This window comes from Kocuria sp. KH4, assembly GCF_053711175.1.
Window position 1 is genome coordinate 1 of record NZ_JBSJYX010000021.1, and the last position, 26550, is coordinate 26550.

The 26550-nt window shown below is 74.0% G+C and carries 22 protein-coding genes; 13 read left to right on the forward strand and 9 right to left on the reverse strand.

The genetic code is table 11. The features are described 5' to 3' along the window. The first annotated feature begins 297 nt into the window (after positions 1–297). Positions 298–798 carry a GyrI-like domain-containing protein gene (locus tag ACWCOM_RS14095; protein WP_454549375.1) on the forward strand — a complete coding sequence of 167 codons (501 nt, stop codon included), beginning with the start codon at positions 298–300 and terminating at the stop codon, positions 796–798. Between the two features lie 76 nt (positions 799–874). Here the strand turns inward: ACWCOM_RS14095 and ACWCOM_RS14100 are convergent, their stop codons facing one another. Continuing rightward, positions 875–2107 carry a dicarboxylate/amino acid:cation symporter gene (locus ACWCOM_RS14100; protein WP_454549376.1) on the reverse strand — a complete coding sequence of 411 codons (1233 nt, stop codon included), beginning with the start codon at positions 2105–2107 and terminating at the stop codon, positions 875–877. A 7-nt stretch (positions 2108–2114) separates the two neighbouring features. After that, positions 2115–3584, reverse strand: coding sequence for a hypothetical protein (locus ACWCOM_RS14105; protein ID WP_454549377.1), 1470 nt, complete (start codon positions 3582–3584; stop codon positions 2115–2117). A gap of 6 nt (positions 3585–3590) precedes the next feature. Between ACWCOM_RS14105 and ACWCOM_RS14110 the strand changes: the two genes are divergently transcribed. The 10 genes from ACWCOM_RS14110 (at position 3591) to ACWCOM_RS14155 (ending at position 14456) form a co-directional block, all read left to right on the forward strand. Next, a complete protein-coding gene (locus ACWCOM_RS14110; protein ID WP_454549378.1) occupies positions 3591–4610 on the forward strand; it encodes a hypothetical protein in 1020 nt (339 codons plus the stop codon). After that, a complete protein-coding gene (locus ACWCOM_RS14115; protein ID WP_454549379.1) occupies positions 4603–5607 on the forward strand; it encodes an HAD-IIA family hydrolase in 1005 nt (334 codons plus the stop codon). The genes ACWCOM_RS14110 and ACWCOM_RS14115 overlap by 8 nt, the downstream gene beginning before the upstream one ends. Next, on the forward strand, positions 5604–5828 hold the full coding sequence (locus ACWCOM_RS14120) for a hypothetical protein (protein WP_454549380.1): 225 nt from the start codon (positions 5604–5606) through the stop codon (positions 5826–5828). The genes ACWCOM_RS14115 and ACWCOM_RS14120 overlap by 4 nt, the downstream gene beginning before the upstream one ends. Further along, complete coding sequence (locus tag ACWCOM_RS14125) at positions 5825–6580, forward strand: TlyA family RNA methyltransferase (RefSeq protein WP_454549381.1); 756 nt, start codon at positions 5825–5827, stop codon at positions 6578–6580. The genes ACWCOM_RS14120 and ACWCOM_RS14125 overlap by 4 nt, the downstream gene beginning before the upstream one ends. 122 nt (positions 6581–6702) lie before the next feature. Next, the gene (locus ACWCOM_RS14130; protein ID WP_454549382.1) at positions 6703–7767 is read left to right on the forward strand and encodes an NAD kinase; all 1065 of its coding nucleotides are present in this window, start codon (positions 6703–6705) and stop codon (positions 7765–7767) included. Beyond that, entirely contained in the window at positions 7768–9480 is a 1713-nt protein-coding gene (gene recN, locus ACWCOM_RS14135; RefSeq protein ID WP_454549383.1) for a DNA repair protein RecN, read from the forward strand. A gap of 87 nt (positions 9481–9567) precedes the next feature. Continuing rightward, positions 9568–11292 carry a CTP synthase gene (locus ACWCOM_RS14140; RefSeq protein ID WP_454549384.1) on the forward strand — a complete coding sequence of 575 codons (1725 nt, stop codon included), beginning with the start codon at positions 9568–9570 and terminating at the stop codon, positions 11290–11292. Positions 11293–11417: 125 nt separating this feature from the next. Next, a complete protein-coding gene (locus tag ACWCOM_RS14145; protein WP_454549385.1) occupies positions 11418–12071 on the forward strand; it encodes an NUDIX domain-containing protein in 654 nt (217 codons plus the stop codon). Positions 12072–12187: 116 nt separating this feature from the next. Continuing rightward, positions 12188–13159 carry a site-specific tyrosine recombinase XerD gene (locus tag ACWCOM_RS14150; RefSeq protein WP_454549386.1) on the forward strand — a complete coding sequence of 324 codons (972 nt, stop codon included), beginning with the start codon at positions 12188–12190 and terminating at the stop codon, positions 13157–13159. A 139-nt stretch (positions 13160–13298) separates the two neighbouring features. Next, positions 13299–14456 carry a D-alanyl-D-alanine carboxypeptidase family protein gene (locus tag ACWCOM_RS14155; RefSeq protein WP_454549387.1) on the forward strand — a complete coding sequence of 386 codons (1158 nt, stop codon included), beginning with the start codon at positions 13299–13301 and terminating at the stop codon, positions 14454–14456. On the opposite strand, the gene ACWCOM_RS14160 is transcribed toward ACWCOM_RS14155, so the two are convergent. From ACWCOM_RS14160 to ACWCOM_RS14175, 4 genes are read right to left on the reverse strand one after another with little or no spacing between them, the layout of a single operon-like run. Continuing rightward, complete coding sequence (locus ACWCOM_RS14160; protein WP_454549388.1) at positions 14450–15613, reverse strand: bifunctional 2-methylcitrate synthase/citrate synthase; 1164 nt, start codon at positions 15611–15613, stop codon at positions 14450–14452. The genes ACWCOM_RS14155 and ACWCOM_RS14160 overlap by 7 nt on opposite strands. Positions 15614–15649: 36 nt before the next feature. After that, a complete protein-coding gene (gene prpB, locus ACWCOM_RS14165) occupies positions 15650–16558 on the reverse strand; it encodes a methylisocitrate lyase (RefSeq protein WP_454549389.1) in 909 nt (302 codons plus the stop codon). 2 nt (positions 16559–16560) lie between these two features. Beyond that, positions 16561–18081, reverse strand: a complete 1521-nt coding sequence (locus tag ACWCOM_RS14170) for an MmgE/PrpD family protein (RefSeq protein WP_454549390.1) — start codon at positions 18079–18081, stop codon at positions 16561–16563. Between the two features lie 44 nt (positions 18082–18125). Then, positions 18126–18806 carry a GntR family transcriptional regulator gene (locus ACWCOM_RS14175; RefSeq protein WP_454549391.1) on the reverse strand — a complete coding sequence of 227 codons (681 nt, stop codon included), beginning with the start codon at positions 18804–18806 and terminating at the stop codon, positions 18126–18128. Between the two features lie 218 nt (positions 18807–19024). On the opposite strand from ACWCOM_RS14175, the gene ACWCOM_RS14180 reads away from it, so the two are divergent. Further along, the gene (locus tag ACWCOM_RS14180; RefSeq protein WP_454549392.1) at positions 19025–20977 is read left to right on the forward strand and encodes an AMP-binding protein; all 1953 of its coding nucleotides are present in this window, start codon (positions 19025–19027) and stop codon (positions 20975–20977) included. Positions 20978–20994: 17 nt separating this feature from the next. Here ACWCOM_RS14180 and ACWCOM_RS14185 read toward each other — a convergent pair whose 3' ends face one another. From ACWCOM_RS14185 to ACWCOM_RS14195, 3 genes are all read right to left on the reverse strand, one after another. Next, entirely contained in the window at positions 20995–22299 is a 1305-nt protein-coding gene (locus tag ACWCOM_RS14185) for a cation:proton antiporter (RefSeq protein ID WP_454549393.1), read from the reverse strand. A gap of 109 nt (positions 22300–22408) precedes the next feature. Further along, a complete protein-coding gene (locus ACWCOM_RS14190; protein ID WP_454549394.1) occupies positions 22409–23101 on the reverse strand; it encodes a response regulator in 693 nt (230 codons plus the stop codon). Further along, a complete protein-coding gene (locus ACWCOM_RS14195; protein WP_454549395.1) occupies positions 23098–24726 on the reverse strand; it encodes a sensor histidine kinase in 1629 nt (542 codons plus the stop codon). Before ACWCOM_RS14195 ends, ACWCOM_RS14190 begins: the two co-directional genes overlap by 4 nt. Before the next feature lie 245 nt (positions 24727–24971). Between ACWCOM_RS14195 and ACWCOM_RS14200 the strand changes: the two genes are divergently transcribed. Beyond that, complete coding sequence (locus tag ACWCOM_RS14200) at positions 24972–26393, forward strand: cation:dicarboxylate symporter family transporter (protein WP_454549396.1); 1422 nt, start codon at positions 24972–24974, stop codon at positions 26391–26393. Positions 26394–26550: the final 157 nt, after the last annotated feature.

Sequence of the window (26550 nt, forward strand, 5' to 3'; positions counted from 1 at the left end):
AGACCCACAGCGCCGATGGTACTGCACCCGCCAGGGTGTGGGAGAGTAGGACACCGCCGGACCACACCACAAGGGTCGAGCCCCCGCACACCACGTGCGGGGGCTCCCCACATCAACCACCACACACAGGCCCCGCACCCCACCCGTGCGGGGCCTTTTCCCGTCCCCCGAGCAACCCCGCAGAACCACCGCGCGGTATCGGGCAGGGCTCGCATGCCGCTCGTCGATGGCCGTCACACGGGGCGCCCCCGGATCGGCGCCTGTTCCCCGGCCGTCGCCGCGGCGCACAATGGCCGCATGACGCAGACGAGGGAGCCGCAGGGCGGCGCACCGACGGGCGAGGAACCACGAGTCGTGGACGTGGAGGAGCGGACGACCGCGGTGGTCACCGGAAAGGTGCCGATGGGCGAGCTCCGGGCCTTCTTCGACGCGGCGTTCCACGAGCTGGGCGAGCGGATCGGTCGCGGTGAGATCGGACCCGCCGGTCCGGCGCTGGCGCTCTACCGGTCGGAGCCGGGACCGGTCGTCGAGCTCGAGGTCGGGTTCCCGGTGGCGGAGTCGGTGGCGCCGGCGGGGTCCGTCGTCGTCGGGCGGATCCCCGCCGTGCGTGCGGTGACCTGCACGCACCGTGGCGACTACGACGCGCTGGGGTCGTCGTGGGAGAGGCTGCGGGCGTGGGCGCAGGAGCAGCGGCTGCGCCTCGGGACGCCGCTGTGGGAAATTTATGTGACCGAGCCCCGCCCCGGCGACGATCCCCAGGACATGGTGACGGAGCTCTACTGGGCCGTCGAGCCCTGACACAGGGCTGCCGCGGCGCCGCACGACAAAGGCCCCGACCGCACGGTCGGGGCCTTCGTCATGTGGTGGCGCGGGATCAGCGGCCGGAGACGACGGCCTGCGCGCCGTCCTGCTCCGCGGCGACCTCCGCCACGGTGCCGCGCTTGCCGACGAACTTGTCCATGACCACGGCGATCGCCCCGTCGCCCGTCACGTTGGTGGCGGTGCCGAACGAGTCGATGGCGATGTAGGTGGCGATCATGAGGCCGACGGCCGTCTCGTCGAAGCCCAGCATGCTCTGCAGGACCCCCACGGCGGCCATGATCGCCCCGCCGGGAACGCCGGGGGCGGCCACCATCGTGACTCCCAGCATCAGGATGAAACCCAGGTAGGCCAGGTTGTCGACGGGCATCCCGGTGATCGTCATGATGGCCAGCGAGAACAGGACGATCTTCATGGTGGAGCCGGCCAGGTGGATGGTGGCGCACAGCGGGACGACGAAGCCCGCGACCGGCTTGCTGACCCCGTTGGCCTCCGCGCACTTGAGGGTGACCGGGATCGTGGCGGCGGAGGAGGACGTGCCCAGGGCGGTCACGTACGCCGGGAGCATGTTCTTGAGGAGCTTCAGCGGATTGCGCCGGGCGTAGGCGCCGGCGATCCCGTACTGGACCAGCAGCAGGACGATCGTCAGGACGAGGGCGAGCACGACGATCTTGAGGAAGGTCGAGATCACGGTCACGATCTGGCCGTTCATGGTGAGCCCCAGGAACATGCCGAAGATGTAGACCGGCAGCAGCGGGATGATGACGAGCTCCACGATCCGCATGATGATCCGTCGGAGGTCGTCCATGGTCCGGTGCAGAGTGTCGCCCGGGATGAGCGTGATCCCCACCCCCAGGCAGAAGGAGAGCAGCAGCGCGGTCATGACGCCGAAGACGGGCTCCATCTCGAGGACGAAGAACCCCGTGAGCGCGCTCTCCTCCGGGTTGGCGAGGGGGCCGACGTCCTGCTGCCCGCCCAGCAGCCAGGGGTAGCTGCCGCGAGCCACGAGGTAGGCGAGAACGCCGGAGAAGACGGTGGACGCGTAGGCGATCCCCGCCGTGATGCCGAGCCACTTCCCGGCTCCCCGCCCGAGGTCCGCGATGGCAGGGGTGACGAGGCCGAGGATGAGCAGCGGCACGATGAAGCCGAGGAAGGCGCTGAAGAGGCCGTTGAACGTGAGGAAGACCCGTGCGAGCGGTTCGGGGAAGAACAACCCGCAAGCGATGCCCAGCACGATGCCGATGAGCACGCGCACCAGCAGGTGGGACGTGAGAGGTTTCTTGGTCATGCGCCAATTATCGACCCCGGAGGAGGCCCCGCGAACCCGGAAGGACCCGGGCAGGCCTCCTTATAGAATGGGGGACGATCAATTGGCGGACCCGAGTGCGGTCCCCTTCGACATCCACGAGCGCCGCCCCCTTCCGGACGGCACAGAGGAGCGGTACGTGTCCGAGTCTTCCCAGCACGGTTCCCAGGGCGACCGCCGGAGCAGCGGTTCCGGCGACCGCCGGTCCGGCGCAGGCGCCCGACGCGACGGCGGCCGCTCGAGCGGCGCGCCCCGCCGCAGCTTCTCCCGCGACGACGAGCGTTCTGCGGGGCGATCCGGCGGCGAAGGCCGTTCGCAGGGTTTCCGTGGCCGCCGTGACGAGGGTCAGGGTGAGCGCCGTGGTGGTTACGCCCCGCGCGGTGAGCGCCGTGACGATCAGCGTCGGGACGGCCGGGGCGAGCACCGCGGAGGCTACCGCGACCAGCGGCCGGGACAGGACGACCGCCGTGACGCCCGTTCCGGGGAGCGGGGACCCCGCCGTGACGGCGAGGGACGGACGGAGGGCTACCGCGGCGGCCGGGACGAGCGTCGGGGGGATCGGGGTCCGCGTCGGGAGGGTGAGGGCTTCCGCGACCGCCGCGAGCAGGGCCGGGACGACCGCCGTGGTGGCTACTCGGACCGCGGTGAGGGTTTCCGTGGCCGCCGTGACGAGGGTCAGGGTGAGCGCCGTGGTGGCTTCGCCCCGCGCGGTGAGCGGCGGGACGAGCGTCAGGGGGATCGGGGTCCGCGTCGGGACGGTGAGGGTTTCCGTGGCCGCCGTGACGAGGGTCAGGGTGAGCGCCGTGGCGGTTACGCTCCGCGGGGTGATCGGCGCGACGATCGTCGGGACGACCGGCGTGGGGGTTATCCGGACCGCGGTGAGGGCTTCCGCGACCGCCGCGACGATCGTCGGGACGACCGGCGTGGGGGTTATCCGGACCGCGGTGAGGGCTTCCGCGACCGCCGCGAGCAGGGCCGGGACGACCGGCGTGCTGGCTTCGCCCCGCGCGGGGATCGGCGCGACGATCGTCGGGACGACCGCCGTGGGGGCTACTCGGACCGCAATGAGGGTTTCCGTGGCCGCCGTGACGAGGGTCAGGGTGAGCGCCGTGGCGGCTTCGCCCCGCGCGGCGGCCGGGACGAGCGTCAGGGGGATCGGGGTCCGCGTCGGGACGGTGAGGGCTTCCGCGACCGCCGCGAGCAGGGTCGGGACGACCGGCGTGCTGGCTTCGCCCCGCGCGGTGACCGGCGCGACGATCGGCGGGACGACCGCCGTGGGGGCTACCCGGACCGCGGTGAGGGCTTCCGCGGACGCCGTGACGACCGCACCGAGGTCTCCACGCACCGGCACCGCGCTCCCGAGATCGACGAGGACATCACGGGGCGGGAGCTCGACAAGCCGACCCGCGCGCAGCTGGGGGCCCTCGAGCCCCGCAACGCCGAGGCGGTCGCCAAGCACCTGGTCATGGCCGGCCGCTACCTGGCCGACGACCCCGCGCTGGCCCTCGAGCACGCACAGGCCGCGGGCCGCCGCGGCGGCCGCATCGCCGCGGTCCGGGAGGCCACGGGCGTGGCGGCCTACGAGGCGGGGGACTACGCGCTGGCGCTCAAGGAGCTGCGCACGTTCCGACGGATGACCGGCGCCGAGATCCACCTTCCCCTCATGGTCGACTGCGAACGCGCGCTGGGCCGCATCGACAAGGCGGTCGAGCTCGCGACGTCCGAGGCGGCCGCGTCCCTCGAGACGAGCGAGCGGGTCGAGCTCGCCATCGTCCTGGCCGGCATGCGCCGTGACCAGGGGGACGCCCAGGGTGCCGTCGACGCGCTGAGCATCCCCCAGCTCGACATGAACCGTGGCTTCTCCTACAGCCCCCGCCTGTTCCGTGCCTACGCCGAGGCGCTGCGGGGCGTCGACCGGGCCCGGGAGGCGCTCACCTGGGACCGGCAGGCCGTGGTGGCCGAGGCGGCGCTCGGGATCGGCCAGTTCGCCGAACCCGAGATCCTCGACTTCGACGACGACGAGGACGAGACCGAGCAGACGCCGCCCACCGGCGTCGCACTGGCCGAGCCGGAGAGCACCGCGGAGCACACCGCGGAGCACACGGCGGAGGACGGCACCGTCACGGCCTCCGCGGCCGCCGTGGTGTCGGCGGAGGCCCGGGTCGGTCTGCGCGACGAGCCGGTCCGGGGCGCCGACGACGGCGCGGACGACGAGTCCGACGACGTGCTGGACGAGGGAGCCGACGAGGAGCCCGACGTGGACCCCGACGACTTGGAGGGTGGTTCGGAGGCGGATCTGGATCCGGACGACGACTTCGAGGGTGGTTCGGAGGCGGATCTGGATCCGGACGACGACTTCGAGGGTGGTTCGGAGGCGGATCTGGATCCGGACGACGACGAGGACCTGCTGGACGCCGAGGAGCACGGTGCCGCCCCGGGCGATCTGTCCGACGACGGCGAGGCTCGCGGTGCCCACGATGCCTGAGCGCCTCCTCGACCGCTACGACGCGGTCCTGAGCGACCTGGACGGCGTCGTCTACGCCGGTCGGCACGCGATCCCGGGGGCACCGGAGGTCCTGCGCCGGATCTCCGCGGAGGGCGTTCCCGTGATCTACGTGACCAACAACGCCTCGCGCTCCGTCGCCACGGTCGCGGCGCACCTCACCGACCTGGGCGTGCCCACCGGTCCCGAGGGCGTGGCGAGCTCGGCCCAGGCCGGCGCCGAGCTGCTGGCCCAGCGTCTGCCCGCCGGCACGAAGGTGCTCCTCACCGGTTCGCAGGCCCTCGCGGACGTGGTCGCGGACGCGGGGCTCGTGCCGGTCCGCACCCAGGAGGAGGAACCCCGCGCCGTCATCCAGGGGTTCGATCCCGGCATCGGCTGGGCGCAGCTGGCCGAGGCGTCCTACACCCTCGCCGACCCCGACGTGCTGTGGGTCGCGACCAACACCGACCTCTCCATCCCGCAGGCGCGGGGGCTGGCCCCCGGCAACGGGACGCTGGTGGCGGCGGTCGCCGCCGCCACCGGTCGGGTGCCGGTGGTGGCGGGCAAGCCGGAGGCGCCCATCTTCCGCACCGCCGCCGAGCGCGCGGGCAGCGCACGGCCCATGGTGGTGGGGGACCGGCTCGACACCGACATCCGGGGCGGCAACGCCGCCGGGTTCGCCACGGTCGCGGTCCTCACCGGCGTGGACACGCTCGAGACGATCCTGGCCGCGTGCAGCGCGGAGCGCCCCGACCACGTCGTCGGGACCCTGGAGGAGCTCCTCGCCCCCTGTCCGGAGGTCGAGGTGAGCGCCGCGCCGGGCGGCCACGCGGCGCGCTGCGGGGCGGCCACCGCCGAGACGGACGGCGTCCGGGTGCGGATCCGGGGGTCCCGGGACGACCTTGACGCCTGGCGGGCCGCGTGCGGGGCCTGGTGGGCCGCCCACCCCGACGCGGAGGCGCCCGTGGCTCCGGTCCTGGAGTGGGAGGCCGCGGCGTGAGCCCGGACGCCGGCACGACGCCCACGACCGGCCACGCCCGTGTGGACGCGGTCCTCGAGCGGGCCGCGGAGCTGGACGCGCTGCCCGTCGCGGAGCACCCCGAGCGCTACGAGCAGCTGCACGCCGACCTCGTCGCCGAGCTCAACGCCGAGCCGGGGACCGTCCCGGCCGGACTGGTCCCCGGCCCGCAGGCCGGGCAGGAGCAGAACGGGTCCCGGTGAGCGCGCGCCTGGACCAGGAGCTGACCACCCGGGAGCTCGCCCGCTCCCGCACCGTGGCCGCCCGCTGGATCGCCGAGGGCAGGGTGCTGGTGAACGGCGAGCCGGCCACGAAGGCCTCCGCCCGCGTCGGCGCCGGCGACCGGCTCGAGGTCCGGCCCGCGGACGTCCCCGACTACGTCAGCCGTGCGGGGCACAAGCTGGCCGGCGCGCTGGAGGCCTTCCCGGACGTCGTCGTGGCGGGCAGGCGCTGCCTCGACGCCGGCGCCTCCACCGGGGGCTTCACCGACGTGCTGCTGCGGGCCGGGGCCCGTGAGGTGGTCGCCGTGGACGTCGGCCACGACCAGCTCGTGCCCGCGCTGCGCCAGGACGAGCGGGTCCGGGTGTTCGAGGGCACGAACGTGCGCTGGATGCGGCCCGAGGACATCGGCGGCCCGGCCCAGCTGACGGTGTGCGACCTCTCCTTCATCTCGCTGACCCTGGTGGTCGGCCCCCTGGCGGCGGCCACCGTGCCCGGCGGCGACCTCGTGCTCATGGTCAAGCCGCAGTTCGAGGTCGGGGCCGACCGGCTGGCCCGCACCGGCGTGGTCACCAGCGAGCAGGAGCGGACCCGGGCGGTCGACGCCGTGGCCGCCGCCGCACGGGCCCACGGGCTCACGGTCCTGGGCCGGGAGCGCAGCCCGCTGCCCGGGCAGGACGGCAACCACGAGTTCTTCCTGTGGTGCCGCCGGGACGTCCACAGCGGTACGCCCTGACTGTCTTCGCCCTCGCGTAGGGTGGTGAGCGGTGCCCGGTCCCGGGCACGGCGTGCAGCACGGGCCGGTCCCGGTCCCGGCGGCGCCCACGTGCACCGAGCACCCGAGAACGGGAGGATCCTGTGAGCCGGAAGATCCTGGTCATGGCCCACATGGGCCGGCAGGAGGCCAAGGACGCCGCGCGCGCCTCCTGCCTCCAGCTCCACGACGCCGGACTGGTGCCGGTGATCTCGCGCCCCGACCTCGAGGCGCTCCAGGAGGACGGGCTGCCGCTCGTGCCCGTGGAGGTCATCGAGGAGGACGTCTCGCTGCGGGAGGTCGAGCTGGTCATGGTGCTCGGCGGGGACGGGTCCATCCTGCGGGCCGCCGAGCTGGTGCGCAGCGTGGACACCCCGCTGCTGGGCGTGAACCTCGGCCACGTCGGCTTCCTCGCCGAGAGCGAGCGCTCGGACCTCGCCGAGTCCGTCGAGGCCATCGTGGACGGTCGCTACACGGTGGAGCAGCGCATGACCATCGACGTCACCGTGTGGCAGGACCAGAAGAAGGTGCTGCACACCTGGGCGCTGAACGAGGCCTCGGTGGAGAAGGGCGACCGCGAGAAGATGATCGAGGTGGTCGTCGAGGTGGACCGGCGGCCCCTGAGCACCTTCGGGTGCGACGGCGTGGTGCTGGCCACCCCCACCGGTTCCACCGCCTACGCGTTCTCCGCGGGCGGGCCCGTCGTGTGGCCGGAGGTCGAGGCGCTGCTCCTCGTCCCGCTGAGCGCCCACGCCCTCTTCGCCCGGCCGCTGGTCATCTCCCCGAACTCGATGATGGCCGTGGAGGTCCTCACCCGCACGGACGCCCGGGGCGTGCTGTGGTGCGACGGCCGGCGGACCACCGACCTGCCGCCCGGGTCCCGGATCGAGGTGGTGCGCTCGCCGAAGGCGGTCAACCTCGCCCGGATGCACCGCACGCCCTTCTCCGAGCGGCTGGTGCGGAAGTTCGAGCTGCCCACGACCGGCTGGCGCGGTCCGGTGCCCCCGCACGAGTCGACCGCGGCCCGGACCGCCGCCCTGCCCACCGTCCGCGCCGACGGCGGGGGCCGGGTGGCCCCGCTGCCGAAGTCCACGGTGGGCCACGAGATGCCCCACGACCCGGACCCGGCGACGCTCGGGAGCCGGCACGCGAGGACGGAGGCCGACTGAATGATCGAGGAGATCCACATCCACGACCTCGGCGTCATCACCGACGCCGTGCTGCCGCTCGGGCCCGGGCTGAGCATCCTCTCGGGTGAGACCGGCGCGGGCAAGACCATGGTGGTCACCGCCCTCGGGATGCTGCTCGGCAACCGCTCCGACGCGGGCGCCGTGCGCTCCGGGGCGCCGCGCGCCGTCGCCGAGGCGGTCGTGCGGGTCCCGGCCGGGCACCCGGCCGCGGCCCTCGTCGAGGACGCCGGCGGGGCCGTCGACGTCGAACCCGTCGGGGACGCGGACGAGGCTTTGGTCACCGTGGCCCGCACGGTGACGGCGGAGGGGCGCAGCCGGGCCCACGTCGGCGGCCGCTCCGCCCCCGTGGGCACGCTCTCGGCCGTGGGGCAGACCCTCGTGGCCGTGCACGGGCAGTCCGACCAGCTGCGGCTGAGGTCCGCGGCCGCCCAGCGCCACGCCCTCGACCAGTACGCGGGGGAGGAGCTGGCGGCCGACCTGCGGCGCTACCGGGAGCTGCTCGCCGAGTACCGCACCGTGCAGCAGACCCTGCGGGAGGTCACCGAGCACGGCCGGGAGCGCGCCCTCGAGGCCCAGACCCTGCAGGGCGCCCTCGAGGAGATCGACGCGGTGGACCCCGAGCCCGGGGAGGACGAGCGGCTCGACCAGGAGAGCCAGAAGCTGACCAACCTGGAGCAGCTGCGCGCCGCGGCGCTGACCGCCCACGCGGCCCTGAGCGGCGGGGAGTTCTCCGACGGCGACAGCGCCGACGCGACCGCCCTCGTCGCGGCCGCGCACCGCGCCCTGGACCAGGAGGCGGGCTCGGACCGCGACCTGGAGGAGCTCGCCGGCCGGGTCGCCGAACTGGCCGTGCTCGTCAACGACATCGCCGCGGACCTCTCCGGCTACGCCTCCGGCCTCGACGACGAGGGCCCGGCCCGCCTGGCCGAGGTCGAGGCCCGCCGGGCCAAGCTCAAGGCGCTGACCCGCAAGTACGGGGCCACCGTGGACGAGGTCCTGGAGTGGGCGCAGCGCTCGCGGACCCGGCTGGAGGAGCTCACCGACGACCCCGCCCGGGAGCAGGAGCTGCGCGCGCGCCTCGAGGAGCTGCACGCCGGGCTGGTCGGGCTGGCCGCGCGGATGACCGAGCGGCGGCAGGACGCCGCGCACCGGCTCTCCGAGGCCGTCAGCGCCGAGCTCACCGCCCTGGCGATGCCCAACGCCTCCCTGGTCATCGAGGTCGAGCCCACCGAGGAGTTCTCCGGCCACGGCCGGGACGAGATCGCGTTCCTGCTCCGGCCCCACGCCGGCGCCGCCCCGCGGCCCCTCGGCAAGGGGGCCTCCGGCGGCGAGCTGTCCCGGCTGATGCTGGCCATCGAGGTGGTCCTCGCCGCGGTCGACCCCGTCCCCACCTTCGTCTTCGACGAGGTGGACTCGGGCGTGGGCGGCAAGGCCGCCGTGGAGATCGGGCGCCGGTTGAAGATGCTGGCCCAGCACGTCCAGGTCCTCGTGGTCACGCACCTGCCGCAGGTGGCCGCCTTCGCGGACCAGCACATCCTCGTCACCAAGAGCCGGGACTCCACGGTCAGCGACGTGCGCGTGCTGGACGAGGAGGAGCGCGTGGTGGAGCTGGCCCGCATGCTCGCGGGCCACGAGGACTCCGCGGCGGCGCGCGAGCACGCCCGCGAGCTCGTCCGCGACGCGCAGCTCTGAGCCCGCCGCCCGGGCCGGGGGCCGCCGCCCGTGCGGCCGGCCGCACGGTGATCCGCAGCACGCAACCGGTGTCCCGCAGGGGCAAGAATGATAGGGTCGAATTCCGTGGTGAATGCAAACGAAGCCGCCCACGTGGCCGGCGCACAGCAGACCGAAAACCAGCGACCGGGCAAGGTGACCCGTCAGATCTTCGTGACGGGCGGCGTCGCCTCCTCCCTCGGCAAGGGACTGACCGCCTCCTCCCTCGGGATGCTGCTGCGGGCACGCGGGCTCTCCGTGACGATGCAGAAGCTGGATCCGTACCTCAACGTCGATCCGGGCACCATGAACCCCTTCCAGCACGGTGAGGTCTTCGTGACCGACGACGGGGCGGAGACCGACCTCGACATCGGCCACTACGAGCGCTTCCTCGACGAGAACCTCGACGCCTCCGCGAACGTGACCACCGGCCAGGTGTACTCCACGGTCATCGCCAAGGAGCGCCGCGGCGAGTACCTCGGCGACACCGTGCAGGTCATCCCGCACATCACGGACGAGCTGAAGAACCGGATGCGCCGCCGCGCCCAGGGCGACGACCAGCCGGACATCATCATCACCGAGATCGGCGGCACGGTCGGCGACATCGAGTCCCAGCCCTTCATCGAGGCCGCCCGTCAGGTCCGCCAGGACGTCGGCCGCCGCCACGTGTTCTACCTGCACGTGTCCCTGATCCCCTACATCGGGCCCTCCGGGGAGCTCAAGACCAAGCCCACCCAGCACTCCGTGGCCGCCCTGCGCGGACTCGGGATCCAGCCCGACGCGCTGGTGCTGCGCTCCGACCGGCAGGTCCCGGACACGATGCTGCGCAAGATCGGCAACGCCTGCGACGTCGACCACGACGCGGTGATCTCCTGCCCGGACGCCCCGAGCATCTACGACATCCCCAAGACCCTGCACTCCCAGGGGCTGGACACCTACATCCTCGACTACCTCGGCCTGGACTACCAGGACGCGGACCTGGGGCAGTGGGACCGGCTGCTGAAGGCCGTGCACGAGCCCTCCCACTTCGTCACGGTGGCCATGGTGGGCAAGTACATCGACCTGCCGGACGCCTACCTCTCCGTCTCGGAGGCCCTGCGGGCGGGCGGCTTCGCGAACGACGCGCGGGTGAAGATCAAGTGGGTCGCCTCCGACCTGTGCGAGACCCCCGAGGGCGCCCAGCGCGAACTGGGCGACGTGGACGCCATCTGCGTCCCGGGCGGGTTCGGCATCCGCGGCATCGAGGGCAAGCTGGGCACCCTGCGCTTCGCCCGCGAGCACCGCATCCCGACCCTGGGCCTGTGCCTGGGCCTGCAGTGCATGGTGATCGAGTACGCCCGCACGGAGCTCGGCCTCGCCGGGGCGTCCTCCACCGAGTTCGAGCCGGACACCGCGTTCCCGGTCGTGGCGACCATGGACGAGCAGAAGCAGTTCGTGGAGGGCGCCGGGGACCTCGGCGGCACCATGCGGCTGGGGCTCTACGACGCACGGCTGCGCGACGGCTCCGTGGTGGCCGGCGCCTACGGCTCCACCACGGTCAAGGAGCGCCACCGCCACCGCTACGAGGTCAACAACGAGTACCGGGAGGGCCTGGAGCAGGCCGGACTGGTGATCTCGGGGACCTCGCCGAACGGCACCCTCGTGGAGTTCGTGGAGCTGCCCGCCGACGTGCACCCCTACTACGTGGGCACCCAGGCGCACCCCGAGCTCATGTCCCGCCCGACCCGCCCGCACCCGCTGTTCGACGGCCTCGTCAAGGCCGCGCTCGAGCGCCGGGAGGCCGAGGGCCGCTGAGGCCCGGGCGCCACGGGCCGCCCGGCGCAGGCGCCGCGCCCCCACCGGGGGGCGGCGCCTGCGCCGTCCCGCCAGACCCCTCGCCCCCGCCGATCCGTGCAGGGCGGCCGACCCGGAAGGACCCCATGGACATCCGACAGCTCGCCCCCGAGGAGATCTCCGACCGGCCCAGCGACCGCCGCACGGTGGCCTCGGAGACGGTCTACGAGGGCTTCATCTGGAACGTGCGGCGCGACGAGTTCGAGCTCGCCCAGGGCACCGACCCGCTCCGGCGCGACTACATCACCCACCCGGGCGCGGTGTCCGTGCTGGTGCTCGACGACGACGACCGGGTGCTGCTGATCAACCAGTACCGCCGCCCCGTCGCGATGACCATGTGGGAGATCCCCGCCGGCCTGCTCGACGTCGACGGTGAGGACCCCGCCGCGGCGGCCCGGCGGGAGCTGGCGGAGGAGGCCGACCTGCGGGCGGAGCGGTGGGACGTCCTGGTGGACTTCCACAACAGCCCCGGCTCGTCCTCGGAGGCCAACCGGATCTTCCTGGCGCGGGGGCTGAGCGAGGTCCCCGAGGCCGAGCTGCACGAGCGCGACGGCGAGGAGGCCGAGATCCACGGCACGTGGGTCCCGCTCGACGCCGCCGTGCGGGCCGTTCTCGAGGGCCGGCTCAACTCGCCCGCCGCGGTGGTCGGCCTGCTCGCCGTGCACGCCGCCCGCGCCGACGGCTACCGCTCCCTGCGCCCGGCCGACAGCCCGTGGCCCGGCCACCCCGACCTGCGGTGACCGCGCCGCCGGACGGCCGGCAGCCGGCTCCGGCGCCCGGGCCCGCTCCGGAGTCCGGGCCCGCTCCGGAGTCCGGGTCCGCACCGGAGTCCGGGTCCGGCGCGGCCACGGGGCCGGTGACCGGCGACGCGCTGGAGCGGGCCGTGGAGCGCTACCTGCAGCACCTGGCCGTGGAGCGGGGCCTGGCCGCCAACACCCTCGCGGCGTACCGGCGGGACCTGCGCCGCTACACGGAGCACCTCCGGGATCGCACGGACCCGCCGGTGAGCACGCCGCTGGGGATCGGGACGGGACACGTCCAGGACTTCCTGCGCACGGTCTCGGCCGGAGCCGAGGGCCGGGCGCCGCTGAGCACGCGCAGCGCCGCCCGCTGCCTCGTCGCGGTCCGGGGCGCCCACCGCTTCTGGGCGCTCGAGGGCCTCACGCGCACGGATCCCGCCGCCCCCGTCCAGCCGCCCACCCCCGGGATGCGCCTGCCCAAGGCCGTGCCCGTGGAGCAGGTCACCGCGCTGCTGGAGTCGACCGGCACCGAGACGCCCCAGCAGCTGCGCGACCGCGCCCTGCTGGAGATCCTCTACTCGACCGGCGCCCGGATCTCGGAGGCCACCGCCCTCGACGTCGACGACCTGTCCCGGGCCGTGCGCCGCACCGGGCAGCCCGGCGAGGACGCCGGCGCGATGCCGTTCGTGCGGCTGTTCGGCAAGGGGGGCAAGGAGCGGATGGTGCCCCTGGGCTCCTGGGCGGTGCGCGCCGTGGACGACTGGCTCGTCCGGGGCCGGCCGGCGCTCGCGGCGAAGGGGCGGGGCACCCCGGCTCTCTTCCTCAACGCCCGCGGCGGGCGGATCAGCCGGCAGACGGCCTGGACCACCGTGCGCACCGCGGCCGAGCGCGCCGGCCTGGGGGACCGGATCACCCCCCACACGCTGCGCCACTCCTTCGCGACCCACCTCCTGGAGGGCGGCGCGGACCTGCGCGTGGTCCAGGAGCTGCTCGGCCACGCCTCCGTCAGCACCACGCAGGTGTACACGCTGGTCACCGTGGAGTCCCTGCGGGAGGTCTACGCGGCCGCCCACCCCCGCGCCCTGTAGCGCACCCGCCGGCCCACCCGGCGCGCCGCCGCGGTTCCGGGGCCGGCCGGTCACACAGCGCACAGGGCTGTTCCGCCGGTGCCGCAGGTCCTAACCTGGTTGCAACTGCAACGGGTTCGCCCGGACGGACGGGGACGTCATGCGAGAGAACATCGGCTCGGGCACGGGCGTGCGCCGGGCGCTGCTCATCCTGCTCTGCTGCCTGGGCCTGCTGCTGGCGCCGCTGACGGCCCCGGCGTCGGCGGCCACGGCGATCGAGGCCGAGCACCAGCGTCTCGGCGGCGCCGACGGCCGGCTCGGCCGGGCCCTGGGGCCCGAGCGCTGCGGCCTGGTCCGCGGCGGCTGCCACCGGTCCTTCGAACGGGGCAGCATCCACTGGTCCCCGAGGACGGGGGCGCGCCCCACCTGGGGGGCGATCCGCGGCGCCTGGGCCGCTCAGGACTGGGAGCGCGGCGCCCTGGGGTACCCGGTCGGCCGGGAGGTCTGCGGGCTGCGCGACGCCGGGTGCTACCAGGTCTTCGAGGGCGGGGCCGTGCTCTGGTCGAGGGCGAGCGGCGCCCACCCCACCGTCGGCGCCATCCGGGCGGCCTGGCTGCGCCACGGCGCCGAGCGGGGGGCGCTGGGCTATCCGACCTCGGCGGAGGCCTGTGCGGGCGGCGCCTGCCGCCAGAGCTTCCAGCGCGGCTCCGTCAGCTGGAGCTCCCGCACCGGGACCCGGGTGGCCCGGGAGATCGACCGGGCCGCCTCCGTGTACGTCGTCGTCAACAAGCGCCGCCCCCTGAACCCGGTCGACTACGTCCCGCGCGGGCTCGAGTCCGTGGGCGGGGCCCTCCTGCGGGGGGACGCCGCCGCGGCGCTGCGCCGGATGACGGCGGACGCGGCCGCCGCGGGAGTGCCGATCACGGCGGTCAGCGGCTACCGCTCCTACACCACGCAGGCCGGGCTGTACCGCGACTACGTGGCCCGGTACGGGAGGGAGCAGGCGGACCTGATCTCCGCCCGCCCCGGCCACAGCGAGCACCAGACCGGGCTCGCCGTGGACATCGGCAACCCGGACGGGGCGTGCGGGCTGCAGAGCTGCTTCGCGGACACCCCGGCCGGGGCGTGGGCGCGGGCCCACGCCCACGAGTACGGCTTCGTGGTGCGCTACCCCGCGGGCCGGACGGGGACCACCGGGTACGCCTACGAGCCCTGGCACCTGCGCTACGTGGGCGGGCACGTGGCCGCCGGCATGGTCTCCCAGCGCATCCCCACGCTGGAGCACTACATGGGGCTGCCCGCGGCGCCCACCTACTGAGCGGCCCGGGCGCCGGGCAGGTGCCGCTCGTCGGGGCCGTTGTACGCGGACAGCGGCCGGATCAGGGAGTTGGCGGCGAGCTGTTCCATGACGTGGGCGGTCCAGCCGGTGATCCGGGCGGCGACGAACAGCGGGGTGAAGGTGGGGACGTCGAAGCCCATCAGCCAGTAGGTCGGCCCGGCCGGGTAGTCGAGGTTGGGCTTGATCCCCTTGGCCTCGTCCATGGACTTCTCCAGCCCGTGGTACAGGCCCAGCAGCTCGGGCCGGCCGTAGTGGGCGATCATCGCGTCCAGGGCCGCCTTCATGGTCGGCACCCGGGAGTCCCCGTGCTTGTACACGCGGTGGCCGAAGCCCATGACCTTCTTCTTCGCGGCCAGGGCCTCGTCCATCCACGCCTTGGCCCGGGCCTCGGCCTCGGCGGCGGACTCCTCGGTGCGGATGCCCAGCTCCACGAACGTCTCCATCACGGCCTCGTTGGCCCCGCCGTGCAGCGGCCCCTTGAGCGCGCCGATCGCGGCGGTGACCGCCGAGTGCAGGTCGGACAGGGTCGAGGTGACCACCCGGGCGGTGAAGGTCGAGGCGTTGAAGGAGTGCTCGGCGTAGAGGATCATCGAGGTGTCGAACGCCTCGACCACCGCCGGGTCGGCCTCCTCGCCGAAGGCCATCCACAGGAAGTTGGCCGAGTAGCCGAGGTCCTCGCGCGGGGCCACCGGCTCCTGGCCGCGCCGGCGCCGCTGGTCGTAGCAGACCACCGCGGGCATGGCCGCGAACAGCTTCTGGGCCTTGCGCAGATTGGCCGCAGGAGTGGAGTCCGCGGCCTCGGGGTCCTGGGCGCCCAGGACGGAGGCCGCGGTGCGGCAGACGTCCATCGGGTGGCAGGTGGTGGGCAGGGCGTCGACGACCGCCCTCAGCTCGGGGCTCAGCGCCCGGTGCGCCCGCTCCCGGGCCGTGAACTCCGCCAGCTCGGCCTCCGTGGGCAGCTCACCGTTCCACAGCAGCAGGGCGACCTGCTCGAAGGAACAGTGCGCGGCCAGCTCCTGGACGGGATAGCCGCGGTAGAGCAGGGAGTTGGTCTCCGGATTGACCTTGGACACGGCCGTGTAGTCGGCGACGACGCCGGCCAGTCCCTTGCGGACCTCGCTCTGGGTCTCGGTCATGGTGGGCTCCTTCTCGTGGTCGTGCGGTCGGTCCGGTCAGCGGTGCCCGCCCGGCACCTCGAAGTCGAAGACTCCGGCGTCGAACTGGTCGTACCCGTGGTAGTCCACCAGCTCGTAGAGCCGGGCGCGGGTGAGCATCTCGGGCACGGCGGCCTGCTGGGTGCCGTCGGCGGCGATCGTGGCCAGCACCCGCTCCATGGCGCCCAGGGCGGAGCGCATCAGGGTGACCGGGTAGATGACCATGTTCACGCCCACCTCCTCGAGCTGGGCGGCGGTGAACAGCGGGGACTTCCCGAACTCGGTCATGTTCGCCAGGATCGGCACGTCCACCGCCGCGCGCATCGCGGCGAACTCGCTCAGGTCGGCCATGGCCTCGGGGAAGATCGCGTCCGCCCCGGCGTCCACGAGGGCCCTGGCCCGGTCGGTGGCCGCGGCCAGGCCCTCCACGCCGCGGACATCGGTGCGGGCCATGACCAGGAAGCCCGGGTCCCGGCGGGCCTCGGTGGCCGCGCGGATCCGCTGGGTCGCGGTGGCCAGATCCACCACGGACTTCCCGTCCAGGTGGCCGCAGCGCTTGGGGTTGACCTGGTCCTCGATGTGGCACCCGGCCAGTCCGGCGTTCTCGAGCTCCTGCACGGTACGGGCCACGTTCATCGGCTCGCCGAAGCCGGTGTCGGCGTCGACGAGGGCCGGGAGGTCGGTGACCCGGGCGATCTGCCCGGCCCGTTGCGCCACCTCCGGCAGGGCCGTGAGGCCGATGTCGGGGAAGCCCAGCTCGTTGGCCAGCACGGCCCCGGAGATGTAGACGCCGTCGAAGCCCTGCTCGGCGATCAGCTTCGTGGACAGCGGGGTGTAGGCGCCCGGGAACCGCACGATCCGCGGGCCGGCGAGCATCTGCCGCAGGGCGGCGCGCTTGGCCTCGGGGGTGGTGGTGGAGAACAGCATGCTCAGAAGATTCCCTTCGTGCCGGTGGCCAGGTCCACGTCCGCGGTGACGTTGAGGGCGCCAAGCTCCCCGGGGCCGAGCTCGCGCAGGTTCTCGGCCGCCTGGATGAAGCGCTCCAGCTCGGCGTCGGCGACGATCCCGGCGGCCAGGGTGCGCAGCTTGGCGACGTACTGGGCGCGGGCGAACGGGCGGGCGCCCAGCGGGTGGGCGTCGGCCACCGCGATCTCCTCGACCACGGTGGACCCGTCCGTGAGGGTGATCTCGGCCCGGCCGCCGAAGGCCTTCTCGGCGGGGTCCAGGGAGTGGTAGCGGCGGGTCCACTCCGCGTCCTCGGCGGTGGTGACCTTCCGCCACAGCTCGACGGTGTCGGGCCGGGAGGCCCGGGCGGGGGCGTAGGAGTCCACGTGGTGCCACGCCCCGTCCTGCAGCGCCACGGTGAAGATGTAGGGGATCGAGTGGTCGAGGGTCTCCCGGGTGGCGGCCGGGTCGTACTTCTGCGGGTCGCCCGCCCCGGAGCCGATCACGTAGTGGGTGTGGTGGGAGGTGTGCAGCACCACCGAGGCGATCCGGGCCGGATCGGCGAGCTCGGGGCGCTCCCGGTGCAGCTTCCGCGCCAGGTCGATCCAGGCCTGCGCCTGGTACTCCGCCGAGTGCTCCTTGGTGTAGGTGTCCAGGATCGCGGCCTTGGCCTCGCCGGGGGCGGGCAGGGGGACCTCGTAGTGCGCGTCCGGGCCGTCCAGCAGCCAGGCGATCACCCCGTCCTCGCCCTCGTAGATCGGGGTGGGGGAGGTCTGGCCGCGCATCGCGCGGTCCACGGACTCGACGGCCATCTTCCCGGCGAAGGCCGGCGCGTGGGCCTTCCAGGTGGAGATCTCGCCCTTGCGGGACTGGCGGGTGGCGGTGGTGGTGTGCAGGCCCTGGCCGATCGCGTGGAAGATCGTCTCCACGGGCAGGCCCAGCAGGGTGCCGATGCCGGCCGCGGCGGAGGGGCCGAGGTGGGCGACGTGGTCGATCTTGTGCTGGTGCAGGCAGACGGCCTTCACCAGGTCGACCTGCAGCTCGTAGCCGGTGGCGATCCCGCGCACCAGGTCAGCCCCGGTGGCGCCCACGTGCTGGGCCACCGCCAGGATCGGCGGGATGTTGTCCCCGGGGTGGGAGTACTCCGCCGCCAGGAACGTGTCGTGGTAGTCCAGCTCGCGCACCGCCACCCCGTTGGCCCAGGCCGCCCACTCCGGGGAGACCCGGGTGGCCGCGGCGTCCGCCCCGTACAGGGCGGCCCCGGATCCGCCCGGGGTCGGGGCGTGGGCGAGGGCCTGGTCCCGGGCCGAGACGATCGGGTCCCGGTTCAGGGAGGCGATCGCCACCGAGGCGTTGTCCAGGACCCGGTTGATCACCATCTCGGTCACCTCCTCGCTTACCGGGACCGGGTCCGCGGCGACCTCCGCCATCTTCCAGGCCAGCTGGTCCTGCCGGGGCAGGTTGTCGGCGGACGGGTGGACGCGCACGGAATGGATGACGGTCATGGGGCTTCCTCTCGTGGGGACGGACGGTGGCCGCAGGGCGTCGCTCAGCCGGCGGCGTCGAGCAGGGGAGCGGGGTGGACCCACTCGCGGACAGGAGTGGTCAGGACCGCGTGCAGCGAGTTGGCCAGGTGCACCCGGGTGGCGGCCTCCGCCAGCTCCTCGGAGCCCTCCGCGATGGCCCGCGCAATCTGGGCGTGCTCGGCGGCGGCGCGCGCCAGGCGGGACGGATTGGTCCGGGAGAGCTTGCGCACGCGCGCCAGGTGCAGGCGCAGGGACCGCTGGGCGGCGGTGAGGTACGCGTTGGCCGTGGCGTCGTCGACGGCCCGGTCCATCCGCTCCACGAGCTCGTAGTAGGCGGAGCGGTCGTCGGTGCCCGGGCCGTGGAGGCGGTCCACGCACGTCTCGAGCTCCGTGGCCAGTCGCTGGAACTCGGCGGGGTCCCGGCGCCGGGCCGCCAGGCGGGCGGCGCGGCAGTCGAGGGCCTCGCGCAGCTCGAAGAGGGCACGGACGTCGTCGAGGGAGACCTGGGAGACCACCACGCCGCGACCGCGGTGGGCCTCGGCGAGCCCGTCGGCGGTCAGCCTGCTCAGCGCCTCCCGGATGGGGGTGCGGGAGATGCCGAACCGCTCCGACTGCTCCACCTCGCCCAGCACCTGGCCCGGCAGCAGCCGCCACTCCACGATGTCCTCCCGCAGTGCCTCGTAGGCGCGGTCGCTGGCGCGCACGGCTCCCTCCTCGCTTCTGCGGCACGGGCCGGGGATCCGGTGGGGATTCTCGGTGACCGACCTCACACGTCGAAGCCAGTGTATACACATCCGGGACGAGGAGACCAGACGTCCCCAGTCCTCCGCCATATTGACATGTCGATGTATACAGTGGGGTTGTCCTGTGTGATCTGCGCCACTAGGGTGACCGTCAGGACCGCTACGCCCCGGAGGAACCCATGAGCACCGAGCAGCCCACGACGCAGGCCGAGGACTACGCGGAGGTCTACCGCCGCAGCGTCCGGGACCCGGAGCGGTTCTGGCTCGAGGCCGCCCGGGCCGTCGAGTGGACGCGCGAGCCCACCGTGGCCCTCGACGCCACCACGGCCCCGCTCTACCGCTGGTTCCCCGACGGCGAGCTCAACACCTCCTACAACGCCCTCGACCGGCACGTGGCGGCCGGCCACGGCGAGCGCACGGCGCTGATCTACGACTCCGCGCTGCTGGGCGTCCAGGAGCGCTACAGCTACGCCCGGCTGCGCGACGAGGTCGCGCTGTTCGCCGGTGCGCTCGCCGCGCGCGGGGTGGGCCGGGGCGACCGGGTGCTGGTGTACCTGCCGATGATCCCGCAGGCCGCCGTGGCGATGCTCGCCTGCGCCCGCCTGGGCGCCGTGCACTCGGTGGTCTTCGGGGGGTTCGCCCCGCAGGAGCTGGCCTCGCGGATCGACGACTCGCGGCCCCGGGTGGTGGTGACCACGACCGGCGGGCTGGAGCCAACGCGCCGGATCGAGTACATCCCCGCGATCGAGGAGGCGCTGCGGCTGGCCCGGCACGAGCCCGGCACGGTGATCGTGCACGAGCGCCCCGGCTTCGCCACCACCGTGGAGCACGCCCGGGAGCGGGCCGGGCACGGGGAGCAGCCCGCCGTCGAGTGGCTGGACTGGGGCGCCGCCGTGGACGGCGCCGAACCCGCGGCGCCGGTGCCCGTGGCAGCCACCGATCCGCTGTACGTCCTCTACACCTCGGGCACCACCGGCACTCCGAAGGGGGTGGTGCGGGACAACGGCGGGCACGCCGTGGCGCTGACGTGGTCCATGCGCCACATCTACGACGTGGGCCCCGGCGAGGTGATGTGGACGGCCTCCGACGTGGGGTGGGTGGTGGGCCACTCCTACATCGTCTACGGCCCGCTGCTCGCCGGGGCGACGACCGTGCTCTACGAGGGCAAGCCCGTGGGCACGCCGGACGCCGGCGCGTTCTGGCAGCGCGTGGAGGACCACGGGGTGAAGGTCCTCTTCACCGCGCCCACGGCCCTGCGCGCCATCCGCCGGGCGGACCCGGAGGGCGAGCTGGTGCGCCGGCACGACGTCGGCTCCCTGCAGGCGCTGTTCGTGGCGGGGGAGCGGCTGGACCCGGAGACCTACGGCTGGGCCTCCCGGGTGCTGGGTGTGCCGGTGGTCGACCACTGGTGGCAGACGGAGACCGGGTGGGCGATCTGCGCCAACCCCTTCGGGATCGAGCGGCTGCCCCTGAAGCCCGGCTCGCCGTCCGTGCCGGTGCCCGGCTACCGGGTGGAGGTCCTGGACCCGCTGGGGCAGCCGGTCCCGACCGGCGAGGAGGGCAACATCGCCCTGCGCCTGCCCCTGCCCCCGGGCGCGCTGACCACGCTGTGGGGTGACGACCGGCGCTTCGTGGACTCCTACCTCACGGCCTTCCCGGGCCACTACGCCACCGGCGACTCCGGCCACGTCGACGAGGACGGCTACGTCTACGTCATGGGGCGCACCGACGACGTGATCAACGTGTCCGGCCACCGGCTCTCCACCGGCGCGATGGAGCAGGTCCTCGCCGCCCACCCCGCCGTGGCCGAGTGCGCGGTGATCGGGGTGGCCGACCCCCTCAAGGGCCAGCGTCCGGCCGGCTACGTGGTGCTCAAGGCGGGCGCGGAGGTGCCGGAGGAGCAGCTGCGGGACGAGCTGGTGGCGCTGGTGCGGCGGCAGATCGGGGCGGTGGCCGACTTCAAGGAGGTGACGGTCGTGGAGGGGCTGCCCAAGACCCGCTCGGGCAAGATCCTGCGCAAGACCATGCGGCAGATGGCGGACGGCCTGGAGTACACGGTGCCCTCCACGATCGAGGACTCCGCCGTGCTGGAGGCGCTCGAGGACCGGCTGCGGTCCCGGCGCGCCGGCTGAGGAGCCGGTGGTCCCGCTCAGATGGGGGTCCGGGGAGCGGTCGCCTCCGTCCCGGTCTCGCGCACGGCCTTGCGCTGCCGGGCGCGGTCGAGCAGGGCGATGGCGGGTCCGGCGGTGACGCCGTGCAGGACGATCGACATGACGACCACCAGACCGACGATCCGCCACAGCGCCCGGTCCTCCGCGGCGAAGTCCCCCTCGGCCAGGGCGTAGCCGAGGTAGTAGAGGGAGCCGATGCCGCGGACGCCGAAGAAGGCGATGACGCCGCGCTCCCACGGGCCGGTGCGGCCCCGGGCCAGGCCGATCCACCCGGCGACGGGGCGCACGAGCAGGAGGAAGGCCGCGGCGACCAGGACCTCGGCCCAGGTGAGGCCGGCGAGCAGGCCCCGGGCGACGGCCCCGCCCAGCAGCACGAGCACCACCACCGTGAGCAGGCGCTCGAGCTGCTCGATGTAGCTGTGCAGCACGCCGTGGTAGCCGTGGACCCGCTCGCCGGCGCGGATGGTGAGCGCGCACACGAACACGGCGACGAAGCCGTAGCCCTCGACCATCTCGGTGATGCCGTAGGTGAGGAAGGTCGCCGCGAGCGCGACGAAGCCCTCGGAGTGGGAGGCCAGGCGGACGCTCTCGAGCGGGGAGCGGAAGAACACCCGCCCCAGCAGCCTGCCGACGAGGTACCCGGCGAGGCACCCGACCGCGATCCGCCAGGCGACGTCCACGACGAGGAAGTGCGGCAGCCACGCCGCCGGCGCGGTCCCCACGACGCTGAGGGCGACGGCGAGGTAGACGAACGGGAAGGCGAGGCCGTCGTTGAGCCCCGCCTCGGAGGTGAGGCCGAAGCGCACCTCGTCCTCCCCGTCGAGGTCCTCCTCGGCCTCCGAGGGCTCCGCGACCTGGACCTCGGAGGCCAGGACGGGGTCGGTGGGGGCCAGGGCCGCGGCCACGAGCAGGGCCCCGGCCACGCTCAGCCCCAGCACCGACCACCCGAGCAGGGCCAGCGCGACGAGGCACAGCGGCATCACGATGCCCAGCAGCCGCCAGGTGGTGGCCCACCGCACGCGCCCCAGGGGGCGGTCCAGGGCCAGGCCGGCGCCCATGAGCGAGACGATGACGCAGATCTCGCTGAGGTGGACGGTGATGTCGCCGTGGGCCAGCGGGTCCGGGTCCGGGAGGGTGTCCGCCACGGAGAACACGGCCAGGCCCGTCCCGAGGAAGACCATGGGCATCGAGACGGGGGCGCGCATGAGCAGCCGCGGCAGCAGCGCGGCGGCGAACACGGCCAGGCCGGCGGCGGCGAAGATCAGACTGGGGGCCTCGAACACCTGGACCTCGTTCCTGGGGCGGACGGGGTCGACCCCGTGACCATGATGCACCGGGGCCGGCGCGGGCACCGTGCCGGTGCCCGCCGCAGTCGTCCCGGGCGGCGTGCGCTCAGCCGGCCCACGCGTACTCGAGCTCCGGGCGCCCGGGGGTGCCGTAGCGGGAGCGCCGGCGCACGAGGCCGCGGTCGGCCAGGTGCTCCAGGTAGCGCCGGGCCGTCACCCGCGACAGGGTGCTGCGTTCGGCCACCTCCCCGGCGGAGAGCCACTCGCCGCCGCGCACGAGCTCGGTGACGGCGTCCAGGGTCTGGGCGGAGAGCCCCTTGGGCGCGGCGGAGCGCACGGGGGAGCCCAGGGCCGCGAAGGCCCGGTCGACCTCCGCCTGGCCCACGGCCCCGGCCCGTCCCAGGGCCGCGCGGTAGCTGCGGTAGGCGGCGAGCTTCTGCTCGAACACCGCGTAGGTGAAGGGCTTGATGAGGTAGCCCACGACGCCGAGGGTGGTCGCCTCGCGGACGGTGGCCACGTCCCGGTGCGCCGTGATCACCAGCAGGTCCACCGACTCGCCGCGCGCCCGCAGGGTGCGGGCGACGTCGAGCCCGGACATGTCCGGGAGGTTGACGTCCAGCAGCACCAGGTCCACCGGCCGGCCCGCCCGCCGGGCGGCCTGCACGGCCTGCACCGCCGTGTGCCCGGACACGGCGGTGGCCACGGCCCGGAAGCCGGGGGAGCGCTCGACGTACTCCGCGTGGGCGGCGGCGGTCAGCGGCTCGTCGTCGACGACGAGGACCCGCACCGTCCCGGTCACGGGACCCGCTCCGGCGCGGCGTCGCGGGGGACGGGGATGGTCACGGTGAACACGGCCCCGCCGTCGTTGCCGAGCTCGATCCGGGCGCCCCAGCGCTCCACGACCTCGCGCACCAGGTGCAGGCCGACCCCGCGGCCCTCGGGGCCGGCCGGCTTGGTGCTCACCCCGGGCTCGAAGACGTCCTCGACGAGCTCCTCCGGCACGCCCATGCCGGTGTCGGCCACGGTGACCACGACCGTGTCCCGGCCGGGGTCGGCGTCGTCGTGCCCCCCGACGATCTCCACCTCGACCACCGGGCGGACGCGCTCGGCGTTGGCCGCGGCCGCCTCGACGGCGTTGTCGACGAGGTTGCCGACCAGGGTCACGAGGTCGGCCGGGGAGACCGGCACGCGCGGCACGTCCGGGCCCACGGCCACCTCCAGCTCCACGCCGTGCTCGTGGGCGGCGGCCGTCTTGCCCACGAGCAGGGCGGCCAGGAAGGGGTCCTCGAGGCGGGCGAGGAGGTCCTGGGACAGCCCCTCGGTGCGCTGCCGGTCCGCGGAGGCGAAGTCCAGGGCCTCCGCCTCCCGGCCCAGCTCCAGCAGCGAGACCACCGTGTGCATCCGGTTGGCGTGCTCGTGCGTCTGCGCCCGGAGGGCCCCGGCCAGGGCGGAGGCGGCGCGCAGCTGCCCGGACAGCCGGGAGATCTCGGTGTGGTCGCGCAGGATCACGACCATCCCGCGACCGGCCAGCGCCCCGACCGCCGGCAGGCTCGAGACGATGAGCGTGCGCTCCCCGACCACGACCCACTGCTCGTGCACCACCGCCCCCGAGCGCAGCACGGTCTCCAGGGCCGGGGGCAGCCCCAGCGCCTCCACGGGCGGTGCGCTGCGCCGGCCGGGCCCCGCGCTGTCCGGGCCGATCCCGAGCAGCTCCCGGGCCCGGGCGTTGAGCACCGGGACCGTCCCGGAGGGGTCCACGAGCAGCAGCCCCTCGGTGGCCTCGTTGAGCACGGCGTCGTGCAGGGCGTGGACCTGGGCGAGCTCCTCCGGACCCCACCCGTGCGTGACCCGGCCCAGGTAGCGCGCCCCGAGGGCCGCGACCGTGGCCGAGGCGGCGAGCAGCAGCACCCCGACGAGGAGCACGGCCGGCAGCTGGGCGAGCGCCTGCTCGGAGAGCGCCTCGAGCAGCACGCCCGTGGCCACGAGCGCCACCACCGTCCCGTCCGCGTCCCGCACGGGGGCGATCGTGCGCACCGACGGGCCGAGGTTGCCCCGCTCCGTGCTGGTCCAGACCTCCCCGGCGAGCGCGCGCGAGCGGTCCCCCCGGTAGGGGTCGCCCACCGAGGAGGGCCACGGGTGGGTCCAGCGGGTGCCGTCCGGGGCCATGATCGTGACGAAGTCCAGGCCGGTGTCCTCGAGCAGCCGGTCCGTCAGCGGCTGCAGGGCGGCGTGCGGGTCCGGGGTGCCGGCGGACTGCAGGACGTAGGGGTCGTCGGCCAGGGCCGTGGCCACGGCCCGGGTCACGGCCTCGGCGCGCTCGCGGACCGCCTCCCGCTCCTGGGCGAACAGGACCAGGGAGACCGCGACGGTCACGACCGCCACGACGGCCAGCTGGAGGAGGAGGTAGCGCCTGGCCAACGACATGCCCGCCTCCTCCGCTCCTGCCCGTGCCGACCACCCGTGCCGGCTGCCCGGGCCGGCTTCCCGCGCCCCGTGCGCGGAGTCCCGCTGTGGTGGGCGTCACGACCATTATGACCACAACGCGACAGGGCCGTGGCGGCCGGTGAGACTCGTCACAACGACCCGGTCCCGGCTCCCGGGAGGCGCGCATCCGCACCGCCCGCCGGCACCAACCACCCGCACCGCCCATCCGCACCGTCAGGAGAAGCATGGCCACCGTCGCCACGGAACCCGTCGACCCGCAACGGCCCGTCCAGAAGCAGAAGAAGGACAAGACGCACTACCTGTACGTCTTCGTGATCGTCGCCGTCGTCGCCGGCGCCGTGCTGGGCCTCCTGGCCCCCGAGTTCGCCCAGACGCTCAAGCCCGTGGGCACCGCGTTCATCGCCCTGATCAAGATGATGATCGCCCCCATCATCTTCTGCACGATCGTGCTGGGGGTCGGGTCCATCGCCAAGGCGGCCACCGTCGGCAAGGTCGGCGGCCTGGCCCTGGCCTACTTCATGGCGATGTCCACCGCCGCCCTGGGCATCGGCCTGCTCGTGGGCAACATGATCCACCCGGGCGAGGGCCTGAACATCCAGGGCTCCGAGTACGAGATCACGGACACCGGCCACGGCGACGGGGAGGGCGGGACCATCGGGTTCCTGCTCGGCATCATCCCCACCACCCTGATCTCCTCGCTGACCGAGGGCAACATCCTGCAGACCCTCTTCGTGGCCCTCATCGTGGGCTTCGCCCTCCAGCAGATGGGCCCGGCCGGCAAGCCCGTGCTCAAGGCCGTCGGCCACATCCAGGCCCTGGTCTTCCGGATCCTGATCATGGTCATGTGGGTCGCCCCGATCGGCGCGTTCGGCGCGATCGCCGGCGTGGTGGGGGAGACCGGCGTGCAGGCCATCATCTCCATGGCCACCCTGATGATCGCCTTCTACCTCACCTGCGTCCTGTTCATCGTGGTGGTCCTGGGCGGGCTGCTGAAGGCGGTCACGGGGATCAACATCTTCCGGCTCATGAAGTACCTGGCCCGGGAGTACCTGCTGATCTTCTCGACCTCCTCCTCCGAGGCCGCCCTGCCGCGGCTGATCGCCAAGATGGAGCACGTCGGCGTCTCCAAGCCCGTGGTCGGCGTGACGGTCCCCACCGGCTACTCCTTCAACCTGGACGGCACCGCGATCTACCTGACCATGGCCGCCCTCTTCGTCGCCTCCGCCATGGGCAGCCCGCTGGAGCTGGGCGAGCAGATCTCCCTGCTGGTCTTCATGATCATCGCCTCCAAGGGCGCCGCCGGCGTCACCGGCGCCGGCCTGGCGACCCTCGCCGGCGGGCTGCAGTCGCACCGCCCGGACCTGGTCGACGGCGTGGGCATCATCGTGGGCATCGACCGCTTCATGTCCGAGGCCCGCGCCCTGACCAACTTCACGGGCAACGCCGTGGCCACCCTGCTGATCGGCAAGTGGACCCGGGAGATCGACCTGGACCAGGTGGAGCGGGTGCTCTCCGGCCAGGACCGCTTCGACGAGTCCACCATGACCGCCCACTCCCACGGCGCCCCCGAGCAGGACGCCGCCGACGGCGTGCGCGTCGAGGACTCCGTCGCCGAGAAGGTCGGGGCCGCCGCGGACACCCGCTGAGCTCCACCTGCTGCCGACGAGCCGACCGCGCCCGCCGGACCCCACCGGGTCCGGCGGGCGCGGTCGCTCCGTTCCCGGGCCCGCCCCGCCGCCCCGGCGGTTCGGGACCCGCAGGCGGCGGCGGTACCCTGGTAGCTGATCGAGTCCAGGAAAACCC